This is a genomic window from Alteromonas sp. RW2A1 (assembly GCF_001886475.1).
GTDB classification, from domain to species: domain Bacteria; phylum Pseudomonadota; class Gammaproteobacteria; order Enterobacterales; family Alteromonadaceae; genus Alteromonas; species Alteromonas hispanica.
Genome location: NZ_CP018031.1, coordinates 1,502,862 through 1,528,482, shown reverse-complemented (window position 1 = coordinate 1,528,482; position 25,621 = coordinate 1,502,862). Strand labels below are relative to the sequence as shown.

Genomic DNA, 25,621 nt, shown 5'->3' with positions numbered 1-25,621 from the left:
ATGATAGATAGAAAAAGCGCTGCAAATTATCCTCGAGACCTAGTGGGTTATGGCCAAAATGTGCCTCACGCCAACTGGCCTGGTAATGCCAAAATCGCACTTCAGTTTGTTATCAATTACGAAGAAGGTGGCGAGAACTGCGTACTGCACGGTGACGAGTCATCTGAAGTTTTTCTTTCTGAAATTATTGGTGCGCAGGCATATAAAGATCGTCATCTTAGTATGGAGTCGATATATGAGTACGGCAGCCGAGCCGGCTTCTGGCGTCTGCACCGTTTATTTACTCAGCACCAAATACCAGTAACCGTTTTTGGTGTTACCATGGCAATGCAGCGACATCCTGAAGCGGTAGAAGCCATGCAAAGTGCTGGGTGGGAGATAGCCTGCCACGGTATGCGCTGGGTTCACTACCAACACATGGATGAGCAGCAAGAGCGCAAAGAAATTGATGACGCCATTGTGCTTCATGAGCAGTTAACGGGCAAAAAGCCCGTTGGATGGTATACCGGCCGCACAAGTCCCAATACGCTAAAACTTATTGCAGAACGAGACGATATTCTTTACTGCGCAGACTCGTATGCCGATGACTTACCGTATTTTGATAACCATTACAGCAAGCCTTTGCTTATGGTGCCGTACACTCTCGATACCAACGACATGCGGTTTGCTTCTCCTCAAGGATTTAACAGTGGCGACCAATTTTTTACCTATCTAAAAGATGCCTTTGATGTGTTGCTTGAAGAGGGAGAGGACGCGCCTAAAATGTTATCTATCGGTTTGCACAACAGAATCATCGGTCGTCCGGCGAGGTTGGCTGCCCTAAAGCGTTTTATCGAATACGTAAAATCTCACGATAAGGTGTGGTTCGCAACAAGAGAAGAGATTGCCCGACATTGGCTAAACGAGCATCCTGACAAAGGGGCCGACAACATTGATTAATGCTCAGTTTATGTGAACGAATAACTGTATAGGCTTTGCATAAATAGGCTACTATTAAGCTAAGTGGCTAATTGGCTAAATGCTAAATAGCGTTTTGCTAGTAATAATGTATAAATACAAAAAAGGATTTCAGCATGAAACTCAAAACAATCGCGATAATTGTGGGCGCATTAGCACTTACAGCATGCTCTAAACTTTCTAAAGAAAATTACGACAAGCTAGAAATGGGCATGTCACAAAATGAAGTAGAAAGCGTTCTTGGCGGTGCGGATAACTGCTCAAAAACAATGGGGACAATGGCCTGTACTTGGGGGAATGAAGAGTCTAAATACGTCAAAATTGTATTCATGGGCGATAAGGCTATTACATTTAACTACAGCGGTCTTTAACTTATCTTTCGATAACCTACTTTCAATAGCCTACTTTCAAGTCGCGGTGAGCTTGAAGCGCTAGGGCACCCTTCGCATTCACCGCGATTTTCCAAAGTCTTACTTCAAATCTAGAATATATCTGAGTATAAACACGCCAGCTAATATATAGGTTAGCCAAGTCACTTCTCGGAACTTCCCAGTACCGACTTTAATGCCCACATAGGTAATGAAACCAAGGGCTATGCCCTCACTAATGCTAAACGTCAGTGGCATGGCGATAAGGGCAACAGACGCGGTGGCTAAGGCGCCGAGGTCGTCAAAGTCAAGCTGACGAATAGACTCCATCATTAAAATACCTACCATTAACAGGGCTGGCGTAGTCGCCATTAGTGGTATTACTTTCATAAGTGGGGTGAGAAACAGCGATAATACGAAGCAGGCCGATACCACCACGGCGGTAAGCCCAGTACGTCCGCCAGCTGACACGCCTGTAGCAGACTCAACATAGCTTGTAACCGGAGACGTTCCCACCATAGCCCCTACAACACTTGCAGATGCATCTGCCGTCATTGCTGGCCCAATTTTAGGTAATCTTCCGTCTTCAGCGAGCAAATTTGCTTTTCTAGATACACCTATTAGCGTGCCAATGGTATCAAACATATTAACGAACATAAGTGCGAAAATAAGGTCCCAGGTTTGCGCGAAGTGTTCTATGGGATACCAAAGGTCCATGGCAAAAAAGGTGTTAGATATTGGCTCAGGCATACCCACAATTGCTTGCGGTGTTTGCGTTAATGTGCCCGAGTCTGTGGGAATAAACGCACCAATAACCGTAAGGGTGATAATAGAAATGAGAATGCCGCCGGTCACTTTTTTTATCATTAGCACAATAGTAAAAATTATACCTAAAAGTGCTAGCAGAACCGCGGGTTCTGAAAGGTCGCCTAATTGAACAAATGTAGCTGGATTATCAACAATAAGCTCAGCGTTTTTTAAGCCAATAAAGGCTATAAATAGGCCTATTCCACACTGCACGCCTATTTTTAGTGAGGGTGGGATAGACTCCGCAATTTTGGTTCTCACACCGGTTAACGACAAAATTAAAAACAGAATGCCGTTATAAAACACGATACCAAGTGCGGCTTCCCAGGGCACCTCTCTTCCTAAACAGATGGTAAACGCAAAAAATGCATTCAAACCCATGCCTGGTGCTAGGGCGATAGGGTAATTAGTCATAAGTGCCATTAGCAAAGTACCTAAACAGGCAGCAATGGCTGTTACGGTAATAAGGCCCTCAATAGGCATTCCGCTCAACCCTAAAATGCCAGGGTTGACTACTAAAATATACGACATAGCAGCAAAGGTAGTGAGGCCGGCAATGATTTCTGTTTTTACGGTGGTGCCGTGCTGCTGAAGTTTGAAAAGCCGCTCTATGAGGTTGTTGAACATCTAGTCATCTCTATGTGTTGAGTCAGTGATTCGTTTTAAAATAGGAGGTATCTTTCTTTTTTCGCTAACGTTGCAAGCGCAGACATTCGTTAATACGTTGTCTATCCATTATCTGTAATCGCAAAGCAAGGCTAATTTCTGAAAGTACCTGCGTTAGCCATAAGCAATTAACTGACCAAGTAGTCAACGTTTTGGCGCGTTTCATGCTACGCTTTCTCTTATTCAGTTGCTTAATGTACTTGCTGCATCGCTAAATTATCAAGCTGTCTGTAACACACCGAACCTGTTTTGGTCGCTACCGTTGATCTATAGGTGCGATCAAACGATACCTTTATAGCACTATTATGGCGCTGTGATTGCGTTGTGATGGCGCTATTGTGGTGCTATCACATGAAGCTGAGTTGCCTAACATTGTCTTACGGAAGGCATCTTTTTTCGGAGAAGCATTGTGTGAAACAGCGGCACGAAAAATAGCACTATGGAAAATATAGCGCCAATATTATTGATAAAACTGCATTTGTGGTTAAATAAGAATACGGAAAGACGCAGAAAATTATCTCCAAATTAAGAGTGTATGCACCAATGTGGTTGGCTTGCCTTTATTTGGTGCAAAAGTGAGGTGCCATGTCGCTAATCGAAACAATTAAAAATATACCGAAGGCCGAACTTCACCTTCATATTGAAGGTAGTTTAACGCCTGAACTTATGTGGCAGCTTTCAGAGAAACACAGCATAGCGCTTCCTTATAACAGTGTGGAAGAAATAGCAGATGCATATAATTTTTCAAATTTGCAAAGCTTTCTTGATCTCTATTACGCTGGCGCGGGCGTACTGATTAATGAAGATGACTTTTATCAGCTGATGTGGGCGTATCTCAGCCGCTGCTCTAATGAAAATATCGTTCATACTGAAATAATGTTCGACCCACAAACGCACACTGAGAGAGGCGTTGGTTTTGACGTTTTCATGCCTGGCTTTTTACGTGCTATTGAAGACGCAGAGCGAGAATATGGCATTTCTAGTTATCTAATTATGTCGTTTTTGCGTCATTTGCCCGAATCTGATGCTTTTGAAACACTGGCTCAAGCTCAGCCCTACGCTGACAAAATTCATGCGATAGGTTTAGACAGTTCTGAATTAGGTCACCCGCCGTCAAAGTTCCAGCGAGTCTTTAAAAAGGTGAAAGAGCAGGGCTTTAAAATAGTGGCCCACGCGGGTGAAGAGGGGCCGGCCTCTTACATTTGGGAAGCAATAAATCTGCTGGGTGTAGATAGAATTGACCATGGCGTGAGATGCCAGGAAGACCCGGCGCTCATGTCTTACTTAAAAGAAAAGCAAATACCGCTAACAGTTTGTCCACTCAGTAATTTAAAGCTTTGCGTTATTGACGATATGAGACAACATAATATCTTGTCACTTTTAGAGGAAGGGCTTTTAGTTACTGTTAACTCTGACGATCCAACTTACTTTGGCGGTTTTTTAAATGATAATTTTATCGCATTGAGCCATTCTCTAGACATGAACAAAGAGCATGTAAAAGCGTTGGCAATGAATAGTTTCAAAGCGAGTTTCTTACCACAGTCAAAAAAGCAAGAGTACTGCAATCAAATTAGTGCAATGCTTTAACCCATAATTAAATGGTTTGTGTAAAGCTGGTTCAACGATAGGTGCAGGCAGTTAGTCTGCCTGTAACTACCTGCTTAGGTATTTAAGATGATTTGCTAAATAAGGCGCCTTCATTTTTTTACGCTCTTTTCCATATGAGTAACAGTGGCTTCTATTACTGCATTGAGTTCAACAATTTCCTTGTTCACTTTATCCATTTGATTGCTTTTAGCGAGTAGCTCTATTTCAGATGCTTTTTCTCTCACCGCGTCAGCGCCCACATCTCCCGACAAGCCCTTTAACGAGTGACTTTGAAGTTGAACTTCTTCCACGTTCATGGTTTGAACAGCGTTGGAAAGTTGTTGTTGTTTAAGGTGTATTTGATCAAGATACATACTCACAATTCGATTTAATAGGGTTTCATTTCCTCCTAGTCTTGCTAGGGCGGCTTCAACATTCCAAATGTCGTGCAATTGTGTGTTCTTATCTATAGACATAAACTACTCCTCAACTCGCAAAGTTAGCGCCGGATAAAGCACCACAGTTTTGTATTAGTTCTTTTCGGTTCGAGTTCCATTAAATACTCAAGTGTGCCGCATGTCGCGATAGGTATTCGACAAATTACCCAGTCAATAAGGTAAATGTGTGCAAGACCTATTACAACCTATACTAAAGTTTTATATAATCCGGCACAGATAATGAAGTCTATGTAACCCGAACGTTATTTTTTGTATAGCAAGCTTCGGAGGTAATAAGGCCTTTATAGTCTTAGCAGCGCGTAAACTTTTATAAGAATGAACTTACACAGATTCTATTCACTATTCATGTTCCTTTTTAAAAGGCCACTTCCCAATTAAAGTCTTTATAAAAATATGTTAGAAAAAATCAAATCGCTGTCACAGTGTAAGGTGCTAATTGTTGATGATGAGCATGCAAGTAGAATTCTGCTCGAGTCGGTACTTGAACCTCATGTAGTTTGTGACACTGCAAGTAGCGGTAGGGAGGCCATAAGAAAATGCCGTCTTGAGGTTCCAGATTTGGTTCTTCTGGATATGAATATGCCCGATAAAAATGGATTAGAAGTTTGTCAGGCGCTTCGCGTGTCCCCAGAAACAGCCAATATTCCCATTATTTTTATTACCGCTACCATGGATATTCAGGTGGAAAATGCGTGTTGGGAAGTGGGCGCATCCGATTTTGTAATCAAACCAATTAACGCTTCCACCCTCACTCACCGTATTAAAACACACTTAGAAAATAAGACGCGCTTTGAGTATTTGCAGAGTATGATTTATCACGACCAGTTAACTGGTCTCTACAATCGCACTTATCTGGCAAAAGAAACGCCTCAAACGTTAAAGCAGGTTGCCAGAGATAAAGGTAGTGTTGGTGTTATTTTAGTCGATATCGACTTTTTCAAACCATTCAACGACAACTACGGGCATTTAGAGGGGGATATTTGCTTGCAGCGCGTGGCCGAAATTATTGAAAATACAGTTAAGCGCCCGAAAGATGCCGTAATTCGTTTTGGTGGCGAAGAGTTTTTAGTGGTGTTGCCGTACGCAGATTGGGATGGCGCTAAAGTGGTGTCACAAAATATTGTAAAAGCGGTGTACGACGCCAATATTCTTCACCAATATGGTGCTGAAGACCGAGTAACCATTAGCGCTGGCTATGCAGCAAATGATGCACTGGATATTATTAGCAGCTCGCTCTCAGGTGTTATTAAAGAGGCTGATATAGCGCTTTTTGATGCAAAAGATAACGGTAAAAATCGCGCCTGCGGTTTTACTAAGCGCTAAGTGGTGATAACGCTTTTTTAAATCATTCCGGATAAAAAACATTCGCTTCTATCCTATTGTTTAATATCAAACATTTACTTTTTTAAGTAATCTAAGTCGTATCAATCGTTGAATTAAAGCAGAGTTCGACACGCTTTAATTCAATACGCCTTTAAGAATTTGTTTTAGCAATTATTTTTCACCCCAACACAGGAAGGTGTTTTGGGGCAAGTTTTGGCATTGTCATCAGCGGAATGGGTGTTTAAAAGAGGTAGAAGGGATACTTAAATGATTTTTTATGACGAGCAGTCTAATTTAAATGCGGTGTTGGGTGAGCGGTTGCAAGGCACCTTTCATAACATTGTTAAAAGTGCTGCTAAAACAATGAGCGTTTTTCAATGTGTGCTCGTATGCCTGCACAAAGAGTCGGTAGAAGTTGTTGCTAAGGCTTCTTCAGCCCATGCTCCGTCATTTTCCGTCATTCCCTCATTCGCTGGGCATTTTTCTCTTGAGAGTAGTGCGGCTGAAAATAGCTTCATTGATAGCAGCGCCCTCATTGAGCAACATTTCCCTGAATCAAGTGCTTCAGCTTCTTCTGTGTTTAAAAAATGGTCGAAAACCTACTTTGGGGCCACTACCTTTTTACGTGGAAAAGCCCATCGACTTGAGGATAAATGCGTCTTCCTTGTTGCAATTAACGTAAACCCTGAACGCAAAGATGACGTTGATAAGTTGGGTTTACTCGATGAGTGGCTTGATACTGAGCTATCGAAATTTCAATTAGAGAAAGCCGAAAATAAGCAAAACACGCTGTATGAAAAGCTACAAAGTGTGGCCGACATTGGCACGTGGGAAGTTGAATTTGCCACCAATACCCTCACTTGGTCTTCGCAAACAAGAAAGATTCATGAGGTGGACAGTACCTTTAAGCCAACATTAGATTCGGCAATAAACTTCTACAAAGAGGGATTCGACAGAGATGAAATTGCCCGTATTGTTGCTAATACCATTGAAACTGGCGAGCCGTGGAGTTCAACTTTGCAACTTGTTTCGGCAAAGGGAAATATCGTTTGGATAGAAACCCACGGTATGGCTGAAATGCAAAACGGGAAGTGTTTGCGTTTATTTGGAACCTGTCAAAACGTAAACAAAGCCGTGAAACTGCGTATTGCTCTTGATGAGAAACGCCAGGAAGCCGAAGGTATTGCTGCCGAAAAAGGGGCCTTATTATCTCGGGTAAGTCATGAGTTGAAAACGCCGTTAAACGGTATAACAGGCATGTTAGAGGCAATTAAAGGAGAGAATGAAGAGGCTAGGCGAATTAAAAAAGCGGAGTTTGCCTTGCGCAGTGCAAAACGCCTCAGTGCATTGATTAATGATGTGGTCGATTACACTAGCATTATCAAGCGTGACTTTACCCTCGATATGGCTCCTTTTAACCTGAAACTTTTATTCGAAGATATCGTGAGCGTGCTCAAAATGCGCTGTGAAGATCAAAACAGTCGCTTAACTGCTTACTATGTTTTTGACTCTACTACTGTAATTCAGGGCGACGCTGCCAGGCTAGCACAGGTTATGAAAAATGTGGTGTCGTACCTTACTAAGTATTCGCAAGACAAAGAGATAGTGTTACATGTGGCTCTGAAGCAAAGAGAAAATGATGCCACACTTATGGCGTCAGTAAGTGGCAAAGAGGTAGTACTTGATGAAGACGCAGTTGCTCAATTATTCGAACCGCTTGCAGGTACAAGAGCTCAAGCCTCTGAAGAGCTCAACGACAATGGTTTAGCACTTACGGCGGCAAAACAACTTGTATCAAAAATGGAAGGGGAGCTTACGGTTAGCTCAAACGACGACCAAGGAACCTGTTTTGATATTGTCATCCCAGTAGAGTCGGTTAAGCAATGTGATGGTTTAAATGAGGAAGTGTCTTTCACTCCGGAGCTATTAGAAGAAAAAATAAACATTCTTGTGGTCGACGATAACGACATTAATAGAATGGTACTTGAGTCTATGTTCGACGGATTACCGTTTACTGTGGATAGCGCTGAAAACGGCCAAATAGCAGTGGATAAGGCACGCTCAACATCTTACGACCTTATATTTATGGATTGTGCAATGCCTGTTTTAGACGGTATTGGGGCAACGAAAGTTATTCTTGCAGAAAAACTGCTTTCTGAAATTGGACGAATTGTCGCGGTAACGGCCAATACGTCAATAGAGGATAAAAAAGCCTGTTTGGGGGCCGGTATGTCGGGCTTTTTACCAAAACCTGTAGTAAAAAACGATGTGCTTTCTCATGTTAAGCAAACGCTAGTGAGTAAGCTAACGTTTACTTGAGGTATGAACAGGAGGCCACCGTCACTACTCAAGTGACGGTGGTGTGTCTTTTACAGTATCCCAATGCTCAATAATGTAATTAGTGAACTGAACGCCAACAAGGTAGGCGCTCTCAATAGCGCTTCTCATAGCAGCATAGCCCTCACCAGAGCTCTCATTTTCTAAGTTTTGCGCTGCACAAAGGCCTGGAGGCTGCATAGTGAAGTTACTTGCCGTGCGCAATATCACCATTCTGTTTTTATCTACTAAACCCGCATTGTGTAAGTAACTCATGCTCTGCAGTGTTGCAGAGTCTTCCATACCCGACGTCATGAAGTTGCCTTTAGAGCCGGTCCAATAGGATACCCAGTTGTTTGCCCACTCGTTAAGTTTTTCGCCGTGCCAAAAGGTAGATGCAGAAAGGTGTGAGCCATAACTAACTGAAGGCTTTTTTAACGCATGTTCATAGCCTTGATACTTTGAGCGAAGGGTGTCCATAGCAGGAGTATTAGGCAGTTGTGTGTCTTTGGTTAAATCGTATGCCCATTTTGCTAGTTGTTGATTAAGTACAAACACCTCGCCATTTGGGCTTTTTTGAGTGTTTACCTTGTCTGCATTGGCATAAGGGCTATGAGTAAATAGCGGAAAATACCCCGTATCCCAATCCTCGGGTATTTCTCGTGCGTCAATTTGATGGGCTAAATCGCCATCTACTACAAAATCTGTCCACACCGCGCTTCCTATGGTGCTGTCATAAGGATCTATGCCTGCAATGCCCGCTACAATCCAATAGGCCTGCGACAGGTCGAAGCGGTCGTCTAAACCCAGCGCCATAATGGCTGCCGATGCTTTTGCTATTCCCATACCCGTTACAATACCTATTATGCCTTTTTCTTCATTAGCAAAAATATCGTGGTGTCCGTGGGGCAATGGGTATCGAGTGTCCAGTGACTGTCTTTCACGCCAAAGTTGAAACTCTCCTGGTGTATCTTCGGTATCGTCACCAATTTCGAACATACTCACCACCACTACTTTTACCTTCATTTTGGTGAGTTGATTTGCTTTCTTGGAAAGATGCGTCTTTGTTGGCGAAGAGGGCTCGGTTGATGAAGAAAACTGTGTTTTTGTAGAAGACGGTTTTAACGAAGCACTAGTTGGATGGGCATTACTTGCTGAATAAACAGCAAAAGAAGAAATACTTAAGCTTAGTAAAAGCATGTTGCTTAGCGACGTTAACGGCTTGCAAAATATACGGAAATACATAAATGACTCCAAACAAAAAAGGTAAATCTGGCGAACCAGATTTACCTTTGATCTTAGCCTAAAGCTAGCGTAACACTAGCCTATCACTAGCCTAGAACTTGTACGCAAAGGTGGCGTTCCAGTGACGAGGTAACTCTGGTAATACAATTTGACTACCAAACAAGTCTGGGAAGTTAGCACGGAAATAACGCTCGTCGGTTAAGTTTTTAACCGTTACGTTGAACGACCAGTCTTCTGCCTGATAAGACAAACCGGCATTAACTAATGTGTACGCTGGCAGTGTTACCGCCGCAGAAAAGCCAGAAGCCACTTCTTCTACATCTACCACGCTCACGTTAGCAGCATATCCATTTTGGAAGTCGTAGGTAGCGGTGAGGGTATAAATATTTTCAGGAATACCCGCTTTGCGACCGTCGGAGTTGGCAAATCCTTCACCAATCAAGTTAAGGCCAATGACGTTACCACCAAAAACCAATGACGGATCGGTAAGATTAACTAAATCTTCAGCGCCTAAAAATCCAAACTGGTTACCATTTTCCAGTGCGGTAAGGTTAATAACTTCAATGTTTGTGTAGCCTGCAGATACTACTAAGTTATCGTTTACTACCCAGCGAAGTTCAAATTCAATACCTTCGTTATTGGTGGTGTTGTTTGTTACCACGTTTTGAGTATTAAAGTCGGTACGCTCTTGTTCAAACGCCGATAGCGCGAAATATAAGGTGTCGTCTAATAGCGATCCCTTCACCCCGTATTCAATCAGTTCTGAGGTATCAAAAGCACCGCTTGAACCTGGTTGGTTCAGCTGACCTACACCAATCTCAGCGCCCTGCCCAGCAACTAGTGTAGCTTGTTCTGCAGCGGTGAAGTATGGGATAAGACCAAATCCAAATTCGTAAGAAATACTGGCATTCCAAGACCAACCATCGACGGTCTCCTCAGCATATGCAGGCGTTTCTTCACCTGTAGCGAAAAGTAATAAGTCGCTGCGCGAGGTACTTTCAATGTCAATAGTGTCGTAACGCACGCCAAGCACAAGATTTAAGCCCCAATCCCAAGTGAGATCGGTCATTGCTGCTATGCCTAAATCAAGATAATTACCCACATCGTAGTTATCGTAATTTTTACCCGAGCGGGTAGACAGCAGGCGGCGATCTAACGCAGAGGAAGGCATTGTGAGATCGCGACGGTTAAAGTATTCAAACTCAAAGTCATCGCCATGTTCAAAGTCTGTATAACGAATGGAAGGCGAGAATTGGAATTGTGCCAATAGGCTGTCTTTCTCATACTCTGTAGCGAAGATAAGTTTGTCTTCTACTACCCAACTTTCATGGAATTGAGAAAACCCGTATGCATTCTCGTTGATGTTGTCGTAATAATCGTAAAATAATTGGTTACGAATTTCCCAATCGTCAGCATAAAAAATAGTATCGAAATAAAGGGTTATAGCCTCATTACCTAGTTGGTCGTCAGGGGCAACAAGCACCTGATTGCCATTGAGTTTTGTGGTACCTACATTTTGAAGCTGCATTAACTCAGTGGCTTCATCGTCGGTAAACGCAGCGGCAGGCACGTAGAAGAAGCTATTGCCTGCAATATTCACGGCGCCATATTCTTCATGGCTAATCTGCCCATCACCATCGGTGTCTAGCGGTAATGCAGTCCCCGTAATATAAGTGCCGTCGTCAACCAAGTCCTGCGTTAAACGGTTCCAACCTGCAACTTGGTTACCGTCGTAGTCATGGTACATACCGCCAAATTCAAAACGAAGGTTGTCGGTAACGTCAATGTTAAACGAGGCTTGTAGAATAGATTGGTCGGTTTGTGTATTGTCGTAGTAGCTGTCAGAGTTCTCCACCTCACCATAGAGGTAGTATCCCATCTCTTTTCCACCCACGCTGGCAGGGCCACCAACTTCAGCAGTAAGGATGCTTTTACTCCACGACCCTGTGGTGTAGGAAAGTGCACCTGTTGGAGACTCTAAGTATTGACCAGATGATGCACGTGCAGACTTTGGATTAAAGTTGAGGTAGCCACCAATTTTAGACGGCCCGTAAATAGGCGACGCTGGACCACGAACAATATCTATACGGCTAGACGCGCCAATTGGTGTTGGGTAGTTGCCCGGGTTATCAAGTCTTTTTACACCTCTAAAGTAGTTTTCACCCGGCGTGCCTCGCACATCGAGTGAGCCGGCAACACCGAAAAACGACTGTGTAAATGTACCTGGCGCGAAAGCCACTAATTCGTCAATATCCGTGACGTTAAAACGTTCCATTTGCTCTTGTGAAATAGTTGATGCCGAGCGGGGAGTCTCTAAAATTGATTTCCCAAACCCGAAAACTGACTCTACATCCTGTCCTGGCAGGCTGCCAAGAGAGCCCGTTACTTCAATTTTTTCTACATCTGCTTCTTTTGGTGTTTCTTCTTGTGCAAATGCACTGGCAGAAATTGATGTGATAGTGCCGATACCTATGCCAATGGCAAGTGCCCGAGCAAGGGGGGATAAAGCGAACGTAGTATGTTTCATGGCTTCCTCGTATTTTATATTTTTATTGCTCTATTGATGAGCATTTTCACGCAGTTCTTGCTAATTTGTTTTATAGAGCAGAAAAAATGCCAATTTGTTGTCCAGTTGGTCTATTTTTTATTTTTCATAAGCCTTTGAAATTATTGGTTTTAATTTAATTTTTGTTTGATAGTTTTGTTGTCTTGATGTTAATAAATTGTACTGCTAAATGACTTGCACCATTATTGTGATTTATGGGCAAGCGTTGCACCAATAAATGCAACTTGTGTGAGCTAGTTCACAGGCTTTGTTACTGCCTTCGCAAATAAAGGTGGTTGTGAGGGCAAGCGTGGTTTCGCGGCTGATATACAGGGCTCAGAAGGGTCTTCGCAATCCGAAGAGTCAGATGTCGTCTGAGACAAAGCTTGATGGGGTGAGGTATCTGTCATTCTCGGAAGTGTAAGGTCGAGTAGAACCGCAGTCATCCCCGCCGAGGTGACAGGAGACAGCAAAATATTTTCTAGCCAGTTAGGCAGTTGAGCCAAAGCTTCAGGTACCATCATTACGCCTATAGCAATGCCAAGTGAGCAGGCGGTAACCAAGCTACTTCTTCTATCAAGGGCATGACTAGCCAGTAACTTAAGCCCCCCAACAGCAACCATAGCAAACATAACCAGCGTGGCACCGCCAAGCACTGGTTTGGGTATAGCTTGAAGCACGCCGCCCACAATGGGGAAGAAGCCAACCGTCACAAACATTCCTGCAACGTAAAACCCCACTTTTCTGCTGGCAATTCCGGTAAGCTGAATAACGCCATTATTCTGCCCAAACGTTGTATTTGGAAAAGTACTAAATGCACCGGCTATGATGGAGTTTATACCGTCGCCGAGAATTCCACCCTTAATGCGAGATAAATACAGCGGCCCGCTTATGGGCTGCTTGCAAAAAAGACTGTTTGCAGTGAGATCGCCTGCTGTTTCGATAGCGCTAAAAAGATAGATTAGCGCTATGGGCAAAAATAGTGAAATGTCGAAATCTATGCCAAACGCAAAGGGCTGTGGAATCGAGAGGGTAGGTAAGGTAGATAAATGTTGAAAACTTATCCCTTTTGTCATCGCCACAAAAAAGGTACCAGCAGCCATGCCAATAAAAATGGCCGACAAGCGCAACCAGTGATTAGAGGATGCGTTCAAAAAAACAATAATTAACAAAACAACCAGCCCAACGCCAAGGTTTGACACATCAGCAAACCCTTCTGCGTTAAAACCACCGGCTAAATCGATCATGCCTACGTTGATTAAGGATAAGCCAATAGCTGTGATCACTATTCCGGTAGTGAGCGGGGTAATTATCCGTTTTAGCCTTGAGATAAATAAACTGAAAATGACTTCTACTAAAGCTCCCGCCATGGTGAGGCCAAACAGGAGCGCTAAGATATCCTCCTCAGTGCCGCCTGAATTCTTAACGTGATTCCCTGCCAGTAAAAGCGCACTGATAAAGGCGAAACTGGTTCCTTGAATAGCAACCAGTCCACTTCCAACAGGGCCTATGCGTTTGGTTTGAATGGCAGTACCAATTCCGCTTACAAACAAGGCCATACTAATTAAATACGGTGTATAGTTAGTTAAACCTAACGTGGAGGCAATGATTAATGTGGGCGTTATCACGCCAACAAAGCTAGCTAGCATATGTTGAAATGCGGCAGTGAGTGACCTGAAAGCAGAGGGTTTATCGTTTAAATTGTACAGTAGGTCACTGCTTTGAGAATGACTATGAGAACTGCGCGTAGGCTCACTTTGTACGTCTTTTTCCATTTCTTTTGCATTCCGTATTGCATTTAATTCTGGGGCTGTCGATAAGTTCTAATGCATGAATAAGCCATACAAAAGAGCGGTCTCATAGAGATAAAGCAATAAGCTGACCAAGTGGTCATTAGTACCTGATATAAAGGTCGTTGAAATCCAAATAAGGTACAAACAGTGTACGAATAGGCCATAAATAAGGTATTAGAAGGTCGGGAATTGACTCTGTGTGACTTTTTAACGGTTTTAATCTTTGTATGTGCTAGGCATGAGGTGTTCGTAAAGGTGTTCGTCGAGGCGCTCATATAGAATGGAAAGGTAAGCTGTGCTCTATCAACCCTTTTTCTATGCACAATAGCTGTGCGTTTGCGATGTTAATGGTGCACTAACGTATTTAAGACATAAAAAATGACCCGAAGGTCATTTTAAGTAGATTTGAGCACTGTTATGTTAAAAGTGGTTATGTTAAAAGTGGCTATGTTAAAAGTGATTATGTTAAAAGCTTTTATTTAGATAGCTCTGATTTTAACAGCGTGAGTCGCAAGAGCCTTTTTTAAAAATGCGTATCATCATCTAAGGTGACAAAAATAGAATGCCGCACTTCGTTATAAAGCGCTTTCGAGCAATGTCCTTGACCCTCGGTATCTTCAAGCAATAAAACGTCGCCTGCACCAAGCTCAATACTATCGCCGTTAGAAACAGTAAATTCAGCCCGACCTTTCAAAATGAATAATAGCTGACGAGCAGGTGCCGGATGCCACTTGAAGTCATAGTCGGCGGGCGTTGCCCTGAATATTATTTTATCGGCTGCAAATTTTTCCGAGAGAAGACCAATAGGGCCACCGTCCTTAAGGTTAATGGTAACCTCACCAAAATGGCTTTTACCTTCATTGTCGTTATATATCCGTTTGATTTTCATAAATATTCCGTTTGAGTGTAATCAGTAGATTTATCGTTAATCAATATGTTTTTGCTTAAGTAAGTGCCAGCAATTTGTTTATAGGTAAGCGTCACAAAGCGCAGCTGCCCTAGGTGTAACGTAAGTTTTCTATGGTTTTAAACAGCACAGATAAGCTGGCTTCAACGTCCGATTCTTTTATTGATTCGCCAGGATGGTGACTTATGCCGCCTTTACAGCGTGTGAAAAGCATTGCTACCGGGCAAATATCCGCCATAGCCATGGCGTCGTGACCTGCCCCAGAGGCTAGTACTCTAGGGGCTATGCCGCTAAGCTCTACACCGTGAACTAACGCTTGTTTTAAGTTGTCATCGCACAAAACAGCGAGCGCGCTGTGTGTTTGCTCTACACTTAAGGTCACTTTGCGTTTTGCTGCAATTTCGCCGAAGTTTTGCATAATTTCGGCCAATACCGTGTCTCGCAGTGCGTCGTCTTCACTTCGTATATCAAGAGAAAAATGCGTGCGCCCAGAAATGACATTGACGCCGTTAGGGGCGTTGTCAATTTTGCCTACGGTGGCCACGACACCTGGTCGCTGATGACTAATACGCTCTACTGCTAAAATCATTTCTGCGCTTGCGGCGAGTGCATCAAAACGCATAGACATGGGAACCGTGCCGGCGTGGCCTGCCATGCCCTCTATGGTAATTGTAAATCGCTGGGCGCCAGCAATGGCACTAACCACACCCACTGGCAAGTTTTCTTGTTCTAAAACGGGCCCCTGTTCAATATGCAGTTCTATGTAACCTAATATATCGGTTCGGGAAATACTGGCACTGGAAACTTCGTCAAAGTTAAGACCAAAGTTTTCCATAGCCTGGGCAAGGCTAATGCCATCTTCATCTTTAAGATTGCGCCAGCTGTCTTGCCACTTGCCTGTGAGAGCACGACTGCCAAGTAAAGTAGTACCAAAGCGGGTGCCTTCTTCATCACAGAACCCGACAATATCGATATGAAATGGAAGTTTACGCTGCAGCCCGTCGAACATGGCTACCATTGAGATAGCGGCAACAACTCCTAACATGCCGTCGTATTTACCGCCGTTTGGCACGGTATCTAAGTGACTACCTAATATAAGGCGAGGAGCGTTAGGCACCGTAGATGTGTATCGCCCCCAAATATTACCAACGGCGTCTTGCCATGTGGTCATTCCTGCCTCAATCATCCAGCCAGACGCAAGTTGATTTGCGAGTCGATGCTGGTCGGTTAGGTAACGCCTGTCTAAGCAGTTTGGGTTCTGGCTTAAGGTGCCTAACATCTCGCACCGCGCCATAACTTGTGTAGCCAGCTCAGCGAACTCACTCATTCGTAGACTCCGCGTTGGCCTTATTGTAAACCGCCAGTGCAGCCTCTACACCAGCACCTGCTGGGCATGAGTAACCTTGCATTCTCAAAACGGTTTCAAGAGATTGTAAGGTGTGGAGTACCGCATCTTCTCGGGCGTTGTAGCCCATTGTGCCAATGCGCCAAATCTTTCCTTTTAGCGGGCCAAAGCTGGTGCCAATTTCAATATTAAAGCGAAGTAGTAAGGTTTCTCTCACTTCTTCTCCTGCTACACCATCAGGGATATACACGCCTACTACGTTGTACATTTTGTGCTTTAGGTCGCCAAAAGGGGCTAATCCCATAGCTTTAATGCCGGCCAACATGGCATCACCAGCAACCTTGTGACGGGCGATTACTTGCTGTTGTCCTTCTTCAAGGTGCACCCTAGCGCATTCTCTTGCGCAATAAAGCATGCTCGCCGCTTCGGTATGATGGTTTAAGCGCTCGTCGCCCCAGTAATCCATGATCATGGGTAAATCGAAGTAGTTCGAGCGAATTTTAGGGCCTTTTGCCCCTTCATGATGGGCGTCGCGAATACCAGCTTCAACATGATGACGAGTGCGAACAGTGCGCACAAATTTGTCGCTAAGGGTTATAGGTGAACTTCCCGACGGGCCGCCTAAGCATTTTTGCAAACCTACCGATACAGCGTCGAGTTTCCACGCATCTACGTCTAAGGGGTTGCCGCCAATAGAAGCCGTGGCGTCGCAGTAAAACAGAACATCATGAGCCTCACAAATCTCGCCAATTTCCGCAAGAGGTTGCAGCATGGTGGTAGACGTATCGCCTTGCACTGTAGCCAGCATCTTCGGCTTAACTTCTTTAATCGCAGTTTCTATTTGCTCTGGCGTAAATACTTCGCCCCAGGGAACTTCAATGGTATGCACTTCAGCATCTGCACGTTCAGCAATTTCTGCCAGCAAATGACCAAAGCGTCCAAAGATGGGAATAAGCACTTTATCGCCAGGCTCTATTGCCGACACAAGTACTGCTTCGATGCCGGCCCGTGAAGTACCGTCAACCAAGAATGTTTGTTGGTTTTTGGTATTAAAGACGTCGCGGTATAGGGCCATCACTTCGTTCATGTAGCCGGTCATTACAGGGTCGTACTGACCCACTAATTGAGTTGCCATAGCCGACAATACGCGGGGATAGCAATTAATCGGGCCAGGGCCCATTAGTAGACGCGGCGGAGGAGAAAGCGGCGAAAAACTTTGCATAAGAGAAGACTCCTAAATGAGTACCTGCGCAAGCATGCGCAGGCCGGTGATGATAAGAACGACGGCGAATATCTTCTTGAGAAGATTGGCATCTAGCTTATTGGCAATGTTTGCACCAATAGGAGCAAAAAGAACGGTTAACGGCACAATACAGGCAAAGCCTAGCAAGTTTACATAGCCGTATGTTGCAAATGGTGCATCGGGCGGCGTGGTGCCAGCGAACAGCAGGGTAACTGCTGCAGGAAGAGAAATAATAAGCCCTACCGCTGCAGCAGTGCCCACGGCTTTATGTGCTGGGTAATTGCAAAATGTAAGCGTAGGAACGGTTAATGTTCCGCCGCCAATGCCCACCATAGAACTAAATAAACCAATGCAGGTTGCCATAAGTGACTGTCCGGTTTTACCGGGTAAGCGTTTAAACAGCGCTTCTTTTCTGCCTATCAGCATGTTTATTGCCGATAATGTGGCAATAATGCCAAACAGCAGGGTAAGGAGAGTTGGGTTAACAACGGTTACCGCATAGCTACCAACAAGCACTCCAATAAGAATAAATAGCGCCCATGCTTTAAGCAGTACAAAGTCGACATTACCTTTGCTGTGGTGGGCTTTAATCGAGCTAATTGACGTTGGAACGATAGTGGCAAGGGAGGTAGCCGTAGCAATTACCATGGCGCTTTCTGAAGATACACCTAGCGCCTGGAAGAGGAAAAACAGCACTGGCACAATGACAATACCGCCCCCTACACCAAGCAGGCCTGCTAAAAGCCCAGCAAAAATGCCGGTTCCAATTAACGATAAAATTACCGTTAGGTTGTCCATTAAAAACTGCATGAATGTTTTTTCTCTTGTTGTAATTTAACGGTTAAACATGGCCTAAAAATACCTTGCCATCACTTCTCGGGTCGCTTGCACCAGTTACATCTCCGGTTTCTTGGCGAATAATGGCACCTGCATGGCCCATTAATTCATTGCAAGGGTCTACCGTGACCAAATCGTGGCCACGGGCGACTAAGCTCTCACCCACATATTCAACTAAATCGCGCTCTGCTTTCAGATTATGGCTTTCATCGCCCCAGGTGCGTCCTAGTAGCCATCGACCTAACCATATGGCTTTATCAATAGGCTGGTTGTGATACACATGACGTGCAAATAAAGCTGCTTGAGTTTGTGGCTGGCCCTCGCCACCCATGGTGCCGTAACTCATTCGACGTCCGTCGTTAAGTTCTGCAAATGCAGGGTTAAGAGTATGAAATGGTTTCAACCCTGGCGCTAAATACTGATTGCTTGCTGGGTCTAGTGAAAATGACGTGCCTCGGTTATTCCAAACAATGCCGGTTTGCGGACTTACAATACCCGAGCCAAACTCCCAATAAAGAGACTGTATGTAGCTCACCATACGGCCTTCATTGTCACAACAGCCCATCCAAATTGTATCTCCAGGCTTTGCCACGTGAGGCCACAGCTGAGCTTTTTCTATAGAAATGTGCTGTGCCATTTCATCTAACGATTCGTCGGTAAGAAGCTGTTGTAAATCAACAGGCGTGCGAGATGGATCGGTAACATTATTATTGCGGGCAATAAAGGCTTGTTTAGTGCACTCTATCAGCAGGTGTACCATGTCGGCGTCGCTTTTGCCTAAGTGCTGCACTTTATCGTAAAGAGCTAATATTATAAGCGACGCTGCGCCCTGCGTAGGAGCCGGCAAATTATAAAGCGTGCCTTTTGAAGTGGTTACGCTTAATGGTGTTACACGCTTCGCGCGGTAATTTTCAAAATCTTCAAGGCGAATAGGAGAACCTGCGGCCTCTAAATCTGCAGCTAACTTTTGCGCTAGCTCGCCGTGATAAAAGTCGTCTAGTCCTTTCTCTGCCAAATGAGCAAGGGTTTTAGAAAGCGCGGTAAGCTTCAGAATTTTGCCTTTTTTAAGTGCCTTCCCCTTAATCAGGAACTGCGCGAAGTTCTCATCATCAGCTAAATCATCAAAGGTTTTGTTACTGGCGTCGGTTAAACTTTGGGTTACTTCAATCCCCCAGTTTGCCTGGCTAATCGCCGTATCTAGCAGTGTAGAAAGTGCTAACCCATCTTTGCCACCTTGCCATTCTTTACTTATTTTAAGTGCTTCACTCCATCCAGCAACCGCGCCGGCCATGGTTAATGCCGATTTGCCGCCACGGCTAGGTATTGCATCAAAGTCTTTGTAAAAGTTAGGTGTTGCGCCCTGTGCAGCCACGCCAGAGGCATCAATACCTATTGGCGCTTTACCAGGTTCGCTAATAAGCCAAAAGCCATCGCCACCAAGGCCGTTCATGTGAGGGTATTCAACGGCAATAGACGCCGCAGCAGCAACCATAGCTTCAATAGCGGTGCCGCCTTTTTCTAAAATATTTAGCCCCACCTGAGACGCTGCAAAATGGGGAGCTGTAAATGCGATATTGGATTTTTTTGTCATTGTTATTTCCTTTGAATCTTTTATGTAATTCTTTGCACTGAATTCTCTTTGGTAATTTTTGCTCACACACAATTAACGCATAACTAACGTACAATTCGCACAGTGAGTGCATAGTTAGCGTGTCAGAAGTCTCTTGGCTAACTCGATTAGTGCAAGATCGTTGCCTTTTTTGCCCACAAGGGATAATCCACAGGGAGCGTCGTGCAGAGTAAACAGTGGTAAATGAAGCTGCGGTAGCCCGGCTAGTCCCGCTAGCGAGGTTAATGCGAGTAGGGCATTTCTGTCGTTTGCCAAAGCAGTTTCATCGGCATCACATCGCGGAGCAATACCTGGCGTAGTGGGCATGACCAAAACGTCGATGTCTTCAAAGATGTGAGTAAGGTGTTCAATTACCTTTTGCTGCTGAGCTTTAGCGGCATCAACTTGCTGGGGTGTAATTGTTTTACACCATGACAAACGCGCCATGATGTCAGTAGCAATATCTGGCTTTTCTTGTTCAATCCACTGGCCATGTTGCAGCCAAATTTCGTTGCCTTGTAAAACTCTAAAGGTAGCGGCGCTCTCAAGCTCTGTTAAATTAAGTCTTTCAGACGAAATATCGGTGGTTTTAAACTGACGGCGAATAGTTTCATTTATCCATGCATTGCACTCTTTTGAGTGGGCGACACCCTCAAACAAAGAGGAAGCAACACCAAATCGAACAGTGTCACTAAAAGCGTGCTGCGTATGACCAGGAATGCAAATTCGGCTCACTAGCTCAAAGGTGTTTAAGTCTCTCGTCATCCAACCAACTGTGTCGAATGAAGGGGCAAGTGCTACCATATTGTCGCACTCTATAATGCCGTGAGTAGGTCTCAACCCCCACAGTCCTTGATAACTTGCTGGAACGCGAATAGAACCGCCGGTATCTGTACCTAAACCAATATCTGCTAAACCGCTGCTAACGGCAACCGCGGAGCCCGATGATGATCCGCCGGGAATATGCGCAGGTGCGGCGGGGTTGGTTAACGCCGGAAAGTGCTTGTTTTGGCCATGTAAGCTGTAGGCAAGTTCATCGGTGATGGTTTTTCCTTTGAATATTGCACCTGCTTGTAGCAGTGCGCTTACTGTGCTGTTTTGTGAGTTTTCTTCTGCAACTTGCCCGTTTTCTTGTCCGTTTTGGCGTCCTTTGTATTTATTAGAGCGAGGGTGCGTTTTCAAATAGTCAGGGTTGCCCGCACCGGTCGGTAGACCAGACATATGAAAAAGATCTTTAATGGCTAGCCCAAGGCCAGCTAATGGCGCGTGTTTGTTTTCGCAATCTGCAGAAAAAGGTGTTAATACAAAAGGAGAGTTCACAGCACACTTAGTTATTATTAATGATTACCCTATGAAACAATTGTTTCATAACAAAGTCAAGAGAAACGAATGTTGCTTAATTGTTAGGTTGAAGGTGTTCTTTAAGCGTGTTGTTAAAGAAGTGCCGACTAACGCTTGGGATCTTCCAGCTCGTCCATACGCTCGTACACATCAGTAATAGCGTCTACACGATCGGATGCGGCCTCGCCAATGTGCGAATAGGTTAAATTACACAATGAAGCCACCAGGCTCATAGGCGCTGCGTAACTGTCGAAGGGAGCATCACTACCAATATGCGATACCAACAAATAGTCAACTTGTGGCTTGTAGCCCTGACCCGTGGGATCTGTGATAAGCACGGTTTTGCAGTGTTTTATATTCTCTAGCACAAATTTAAACTGGCGGGTTCGCCGTCTAAAACCAAACAAAACCACTACGTCTTTATCTATTAAATCAATAATGTCTTCGCTCAGGGTTTGCCCAGGCTGTGGTAAAACACGTACCGAACCTCGTATTTGTTTTAACTGCTGACGAAAGTGCAATGCTATCGGGTAGGCGTTCCTAAACCCAATAAGAGTAACCTGCTCTGCGCTGGCGAGCAGTTGCGCAATTGAGTTAAGTTCCTCAGCTGAGGAGCTTTGAAGGGTGGCTGCCAGGTTTTGAACTTCGCTTTCAAAATGTTGCTTATCGCTGTGGTTAGACGCCACAGGCACGCCTTGCTCTCGCAGTGCGGCTAATGCTTCTCTTGCCTGCTGATGTGATTCGAAGCCCACTTGTCGAAAAAAACGGCTAACAGTAGCTTTAGAAGTACCCACTTTCTCTGCAATAAGCGAAGTAGACTGTGACAATACAGCGATGGGGTTTTTCTGCAGATAATGGGCAATTGCTTTGCCTGCTGGTGACAGCGCTGCATAGTGCTGCGCGATTTGTTCAGTAACGTCGTTAGGGTTTTTATCTTTCATCATTTAAGCATAACACTAAAAATACAAAGTGTGCGTGTCTAGTTTACGCCTCTATTTTACGCCGTTAGTTTATGCTACGGGGGACAAGTTACAGCGCCCCAGGAACTGTTGCCACATTGAAACGTGAGACTGCACAGCCTTGCTGTATTTATCAAAACCTTCAACAGACTGCTGATAAAGATAGTCTTTAAATAAGGGGTGAAGCGCAGGATTTTGCTGCCACTTTTCCCACAGAGGCGTAAGCTTATAATGATAGTTATTCACCAAGCTACCCACGGGTTGAATTTCTTCAATAAAAAATAGATAAAACACATTTCGCAATATTTTAGCCGTATCGCTGGGTCTGCCATCAACGCAGGCGATATTGTCTAGTGCTGGTGTAAGCTCTGCGGTAAGTGGTGGTAATACCGCAGCTAGGGTGTTCTGTGTTTGCCACAAACTGGCAGGCAATCGTGCAGAAAGGATAATTTTTAGCTGGGTTTCCAACTCGCTGCTATCAACACTTTCTGCAAGTGCATCGGATGATAATAAGTCGTCTAAAAAATATAAGCTGTTAATGCTAGCCTGTGCATCTTTGTTATTCTCGCGGGCAAGAAGTCTCTCAGGGCTGTTCAACCCCAAACGCATCTCTTTACTAGTTTGGATAAGGTTGGCCCAGCTTTTCATATAATCGGCGGCTTTCGCTTGCTTCCAATCGGCTAACGTGTTGGCAAGGGCCTCATCGGTTTCTCTGAGAGCTTCTTCACAGCTTGAAAACACCGACAAAAGCTTACTCTCGTACACTAAACGCTGTGACGGAAGCTGGCTTTTACCTAAAGAAGTGTTTCGCTCTGCTACTACGCGGCCAAGTTCACAGTCTTGAATAGCGTAAAACTCTCGCAGGTTAATACTTAATCCTTCAATATCGTGCTTTAACTTTGAGCCTTCAGTCAGTCTTGGAAGCGCTGCAACTCTTGGTTCAGTGAGAGGTGTTTCCAACACGCGAGATAAACGGCTTTGATAATCGTTAAGGCTATCTTTCACCGTATTTTGACCAAAGCAACCGGTTAATAAGGTTAAGGCTAATACGGCAACGCCAATAAAAAGAGTGGGGCGCTTTGTTTTACCAGCTTGGAACACGTGTTTTTTGCTGCCCACAGTTTGAGCGAAGCAATGTTGAGTGTTGCTAGTAAACCAAAACGGACATGGCATCATAGGGTGTGTTTACCTCTTCTTCGGAGTATTTTTTATACTTTTATTCTATAATTCGGCGCTGGTATACAAACTTCGCCCGCCATCGACATAAATAATTTGCCCAGTAATATACGAGGCAGAAACCAAAAAGCTCAGCGCGTCTGCTATATCTTCAGGGCTGCCCAGTTGTTGCAGCGGTACGCTGTCAATGAGTCGTTGCTTAGCTAATTCATCCATATCGCGCTCGGGCCATAAAATAGCGCCTGGCGCTATACCGTTTATACGAACCTGAGGTGCCAGCTCTATCGCCATAGAGCGGGTGAGAGAGGCGAGCCCGGCTTTCGCGAGTAAATACACACTGTGCTTTGGAAGAGGCCGGTCTAGGTGCATATCCACCATATTAATAATACAGCCACCAGTTTGCTTAAGCGCAGGCACTAACGCTTGGGATAAAAACAACGGGCCTTTTGTGTTGCTGCCAACAAGTGAAGACCAGTCGTCTTCTGTTATCTCGCCCATGGGAGTTGGGTAAAAGCTCGATGCATTATTTACTAAAACATCTAAACGCCCCCAAGCCTCTACTGATCTCTCTGCGATAGCATTGATATGACTACTGTCACACAAATTGCCCTGCAGGCTTATCGCAGAGTTTGGACGGGAGTGATTTAGCTCGTTCACCAGTGAATTAGCTTCTTCGTATGATGAGGAATAGTGGACAACTACACGGTAGCCGTTAGCATGCAATCGCCGAGCTAATGTTGCGCCAATGCGTTTGGCTGCGCCAGTTACTAGGGCAACAGGTGCCTTGTCTTCCATAAAAAATCACTCTGATTGAACGCTATGCGTATTTTGTGCGCTTGATATCGTCAATTATCTGTTTCGCTTGAACGATATAATGAGCGCCGAATAATAACCCGTGATTTAAAATATGGTAAAGCTGATAGATTGGTTTTCTTTGTTGGTAATTTTTTTCAAGTGAGGTGTGGCTGCTGTATCCTTCAAAGAAGCTTTCGGGAAAGCCTCCAAAAAGTTCAGCCATGGCTAAGTCAGTTTCTGCATCACCAACGTAAACGGCGGGGTCGAATATCACTGGCCCCTTTTTGCTAAAGCCAATGTTGCCATGCCATAAATCGCCATGCAGCAGGGATGGGTGAGGCTGATGGAGGCTTAGTAAACGTCTTGTGTATTCAATTAAATCTTGTGCTTCGTTGTCACTAATACGCCAGATATTGTTTGCGATTAAGCGTTCTAACATAGAGCCAATGCGTTTCTCGGCGAAAAAGTCTGCCCAAGATGCCGATCTTCCATTGGTTTGAACACTGGCCCCGATAAAATTATCGTGCGGCCACCCGTAACTTGTATGCGCATTTACGGCATGTAATTTGGCAAGCATTTCACCTAGTTGAAAATAATCGGTAGGTTGAGGATCTACGAAGCGCTTATAGCAAAGCACCAAGTATTCCATGTTGGGCTCTTCATTTTTAGTTACGCCTTGGCAGATAACTTGAGGCACTTGAATGGAGTTTGTTTCCGCAAGTGCATCTAATCCTTCGGCTTCGTGTTGTAACTGTTGTGTATCATCATAACGCCGCGTTTTTACAAAATAACGGTGTGTTTCATCCCTGATAATAAAGCTTTTGTGAGTGTCGCCGCCTGAAACGGGTTCTGCTCGCTGGCAATTAAAAAATTGGCCAGTGGCTTGCGAGATATGTTCACTAATAAAATGCCACATAAAATTCCCCCCCCAACCAATAGACTTTGAACTTAAATGCTAAGTCAGACCCCGAGCCAAAACGCTAAGCCAAAAATCACGGCTCAGCACTCACCGCTAAATATTAGCCGACAATGCTTTTTAAAAATCGAACGTTACGGTTAAAAAATGAACAAATTTGATAAAGTATGATTCAAATTTCGAATATTGCACATTTAGTCACTATACGTGTTCAAAAAAAGTGCTCAAAAATACGGCGAAGTAGCAATGTTTCCGCCGAAAATCAGCAATTGCCTGGGTTTATTGCTTGGATCTGATTTTCATCATTGAAGTTGCCTATACACTCGTTATAATCGCCCATCGAAAATATATACAACGTGTTTGTTTAATATTGTGTTTGTTTTTGTATTAATGACGAAAACACAGCACATTCCGGTAATTGCGCTCAA

20 protein-coding genes are annotated in these 25,621 nt (G+C 44.3%); 5 read left to right on the top strand and 15 right to left on the bottom strand.

Features of this window, described 5'->3' with window-relative positions; genetic code table 11:
* Together puuE and BM528_RS06830 are read left to right on the top strand one after the other, a co-directional pair.
* Positions 1-939, top strand: coding sequence for an allantoinase PuuE (gene puuE / locus BM528_RS06835; protein WP_071979244.1), 939 nt, complete (start codon positions 1-3; stop codon positions 937-939).
* Positions 940-1,073: 134 nt separating this feature from the next.
* The gene (locus BM528_RS06830; protein ID WP_071979243.1) at positions 1,074-1,328 is read left to right on the top strand and encodes a DUF3862 domain-containing protein; all 255 of its coding nucleotides are present in this window, start codon (positions 1,074-1,076) and stop codon (positions 1,326-1,328) included.
* 99 nt (positions 1,329-1,427) lie between these two features.
* Here BM528_RS06830 and BM528_RS06825 read toward each other — a convergent pair whose 3' ends face one another.
* Entirely contained in the window at positions 1,428-2,759 is a 1,332-nt protein-coding gene (locus BM528_RS06825) for an NCS2 family permease (RefSeq protein ID WP_071979242.1), read from the bottom strand.
* Between the two features lie 624 nt (positions 2,760-3,383).
* Between BM528_RS06825 and BM528_RS06820 the strand changes: the two genes are divergently transcribed.
* The gene (locus BM528_RS06820; RefSeq protein WP_071979241.1) at positions 3,384-4,385 is read left to right on the top strand and encodes an adenosine deaminase; all 1,002 of its coding nucleotides are present in this window, start codon (positions 3,384-3,386) and stop codon (positions 4,383-4,385) included.
* Between the two features lie 110 nt (positions 4,386-4,495).
* Here BM528_RS06820 and BM528_RS06815 read toward each other — a convergent pair whose 3' ends face one another.
* Positions 4,496-4,861, bottom strand: coding sequence for an Hpt domain-containing protein (locus tag BM528_RS06815; protein WP_071979240.1), 366 nt, complete (start codon positions 4,859-4,861; stop codon positions 4,496-4,498).
* A gap of 375 nt (positions 4,862-5,236) precedes the next feature.
* Here BM528_RS06815 and BM528_RS06810 point away from each other — a divergent pair, with 375 nt between their 5' ends.
* Both BM528_RS06810 and BM528_RS06805 read left to right on the top strand, forming a co-directional pair.
* Positions 5,237-6,166: a GGDEF domain-containing response regulator gene (locus tag BM528_RS06810; protein ID WP_071979239.1), complete on the top strand. Its 930-nt coding sequence runs from the start codon at positions 5,237-5,239 to the stop codon at positions 6,164-6,166.
* 267 nt (positions 6,167-6,433) lie between these two features.
* Positions 6,434-8,485 (top strand): response regulator, encoded by a 2,052-nt coding sequence (locus BM528_RS06805; protein WP_071979238.1) that lies wholly within the window; start codon positions 6,434-6,436, stop codon positions 8,483-8,485.
* A 24-nt stretch (positions 8,486-8,509) separates the two neighbouring features.
* Here BM528_RS06805 and BM528_RS06800 read toward each other — a convergent pair whose 3' ends face one another.
* The 13 genes from BM528_RS06800 to BM528_RS06740 all read right to left on the bottom strand — a co-directional run bounded on the left by BM528_RS06800 (position 8,510) and on the right by BM528_RS06740 (position 25,193).
* Positions 8,510-9,727, bottom strand: coding sequence for a purine nucleoside permease (locus BM528_RS06800; RefSeq protein WP_232230595.1), 1,218 nt, complete (start codon positions 9,725-9,727; stop codon positions 8,510-8,512).
* Between the two features lie 91 nt (positions 9,728-9,818).
* On the bottom strand, positions 9,819-12,254 hold the full coding sequence (locus BM528_RS06795; protein WP_071979237.1) for a TonB-dependent siderophore receptor: 2,436 nt from the start codon (positions 12,252-12,254) through the stop codon (positions 9,819-9,821).
* Between the two features lie 272 nt (positions 12,255-12,526).
* On the bottom strand, positions 12,527-14,047 hold the full coding sequence (locus BM528_RS06790) for a uracil-xanthine permease family protein (protein ID WP_083595226.1): 1,521 nt from the start codon (positions 14,045-14,047) through the stop codon (positions 12,527-12,529).
* Positions 14,048-14,588: 541 nt separating this feature from the next.
* Positions 14,589-14,954 (bottom strand): AraC family ligand binding domain-containing protein, encoded by a 366-nt coding sequence (locus BM528_RS06785; protein WP_071979236.1) that lies wholly within the window; start codon positions 14,952-14,954, stop codon positions 14,589-14,591.
* 109 nt (positions 14,955-15,063) lie between these two features.
* Positions 15,064-16,299 carry an allantoate amidohydrolase gene (locus BM528_RS06780; RefSeq protein ID WP_071979235.1) on the bottom strand — a complete coding sequence of 412 codons (1,236 nt, stop codon included), beginning with the start codon at positions 16,297-16,299 and terminating at the stop codon, positions 15,064-15,066.
* Positions 16,292-17,539 (bottom strand): pyridoxal-phosphate-dependent aminotransferase family protein, encoded by a 1,248-nt coding sequence (locus BM528_RS06775; RefSeq protein ID WP_071979234.1) that lies wholly within the window; start codon positions 17,537-17,539, stop codon positions 16,292-16,294. Before BM528_RS06775 ends, BM528_RS06780 begins: the two co-directional genes overlap by 8 nt.
* 12 nt (positions 17,540-17,551) lie before the next feature.
* Entirely contained in the window at positions 17,552-18,370 is an 819-nt protein-coding gene (locus BM528_RS06770) for a sulfite exporter TauE/SafE family protein (RefSeq protein ID WP_071979233.1), read from the bottom strand.
* A gap of 31 nt (positions 18,371-18,401) precedes the next feature.
* Complete coding sequence (locus BM528_RS06765; RefSeq protein WP_071979232.1) at positions 18,402-19,988, bottom strand: gamma-glutamyltransferase family protein; 1,587 nt, start codon at positions 19,986-19,988, stop codon at positions 18,402-18,404.
* 114 nt (positions 19,989-20,102) lie between these two features.
* The gene (locus BM528_RS06760; protein WP_232230594.1) at positions 20,103-21,326 is read right to left on the bottom strand and encodes an amidase; all 1,224 of its coding nucleotides are present in this window, start codon (positions 21,324-21,326) and stop codon (positions 20,103-20,105) included.
* A 128-nt stretch (positions 21,327-21,454) separates the two neighbouring features.
* Positions 21,455-22,291, bottom strand: a complete 837-nt coding sequence (locus BM528_RS06755) for a MurR/RpiR family transcriptional regulator (RefSeq protein ID WP_232230592.1) — start codon at positions 22,289-22,291, stop codon at positions 21,455-21,457.
* A gap of 66 nt (positions 22,292-22,357) precedes the next feature.
* Positions 22,358-23,407 carry a DUF3080 family protein gene (locus BM528_RS06750; protein ID WP_232230591.1) on the bottom strand — a complete coding sequence of 350 codons (1,050 nt, stop codon included), beginning with the start codon at positions 23,405-23,407 and terminating at the stop codon, positions 22,358-22,360.
* 120 nt (positions 23,408-23,527) lie between these two features.
* On the bottom strand, positions 23,528-24,277 hold the full coding sequence (locus tag BM528_RS06745; protein ID WP_071979230.1) for a pteridine reductase: 750 nt from the start codon (positions 24,275-24,277) through the stop codon (positions 23,528-23,530).
* Between the two features lie 22 nt (positions 24,278-24,299).
* Positions 24,300-25,193 carry a fructosamine kinase family protein gene (locus BM528_RS06740; protein WP_071979229.1) on the bottom strand — a complete coding sequence of 298 codons (894 nt, stop codon included), beginning with the start codon at positions 25,191-25,193 and terminating at the stop codon, positions 24,300-24,302.
* Between the last annotated feature and the right edge of the window lie 428 nt (positions 25,194-25,621).

Bases quoted from the DNA above. Each gene is read 5' to 3' on its own strand.
- puuE (WP_071979244.1), top strand. From the start codon at position 1: ATGATAGATAGAAAAAGCGCTGCAAATTATCCTCGAGACCTAGTGGGT.
- BM528_RS06830 (WP_071979243.1), top strand. From the start codon at position 1,074: ATGAAACTCAAAACAATCGCGATAATTGTGGGCGCATTAGCACTTACA.
- BM528_RS06825 (WP_071979242.1), bottom strand. From the start codon at position 2,759: ATGTTCAACAACCTCATAGAGCGGCTTTTCAAACTTCAGCAGCACGGC.
- BM528_RS06820 (WP_071979241.1), top strand. From the start codon at position 3,384: ATGTCGCTAATCGAAACAATTAAAAATATACCGAAGGCCGAACTTCAC.
- BM528_RS06815 (WP_071979240.1), bottom strand. From the start codon at position 4,861: ATGTCTATAGATAAGAACACACAATTGCACGACATTTGGAATGTTGAA.
- BM528_RS06810 (WP_071979239.1), top strand. From the start codon at position 5,237: ATGTTAGAAAAAATCAAATCGCTGTCACAGTGTAAGGTGCTAATTGTT.
- BM528_RS06805 (WP_071979238.1), top strand. From the start codon at position 6,434: ATGATTTTTTATGACGAGCAGTCTAATTTAAATGCGGTGTTGGGTGAG.
- BM528_RS06800 (WP_232230595.1), bottom strand. From the start codon at position 9,727: ATGTATTTCCGTATATTTTGCAAGCCGTTAACGTCGCTAAGCAACATG.
- BM528_RS06795 (WP_071979237.1), bottom strand. From the start codon at position 12,254: ATGAAACATACTACGTTCGCTTTATCCCCCCTTGCTCGGGCACTTGCC.
- BM528_RS06790 (WP_083595226.1), bottom strand. From the start codon at position 14,047: ATGGAAAAAGACGTACAAAGTGAGCCTACGCGCAGTTCTCATAGTCAT.
- BM528_RS06785 (WP_071979236.1), bottom strand. From the start codon at position 14,954: ATGAAAATCAAACGGATATATAACGACAATGAAGGTAAAAGCCATTTT.
- BM528_RS06780 (WP_071979235.1), bottom strand. From the start codon at position 16,299: ATGAGTGAGTTCGCTGAGCTGGCTACACAAGTTATGGCGCGGTGCGAG.
- BM528_RS06775 (WP_071979234.1), bottom strand. From the start codon at position 17,539: ATGCAAAGTTTTTCGCCGCTTTCTCCTCCGCCGCGTCTACTAATGGGC.
- BM528_RS06770 (WP_071979233.1), bottom strand. From the start codon at position 18,370: ATGCAGTTTTTAATGGACAACCTAACGGTAATTTTATCGTTAATTGGA.
- BM528_RS06765 (WP_071979232.1), bottom strand. From the start codon at position 19,988: ATGACAAAAAAATCCAATATCGCATTTACAGCTCCCCATTTTGCAGCG.
- BM528_RS06755 (WP_232230592.1), bottom strand. From the start codon at position 22,291: ATGATGAAAGATAAAAACCCTAACGACGTTACTGAACAAATCGCGCAG.
- BM528_RS06745 (WP_071979230.1), bottom strand. From the start codon at position 24,277: ATGGAAGACAAGGCACCTGTTGCCCTAGTAACTGGCGCAGCCAAACGC.
- BM528_RS06740 (WP_071979229.1), bottom strand. From the start codon at position 25,193: ATGTGGCATTTTATTAGTGAACATATCTCGCAAGCCACTGGCCAATTT.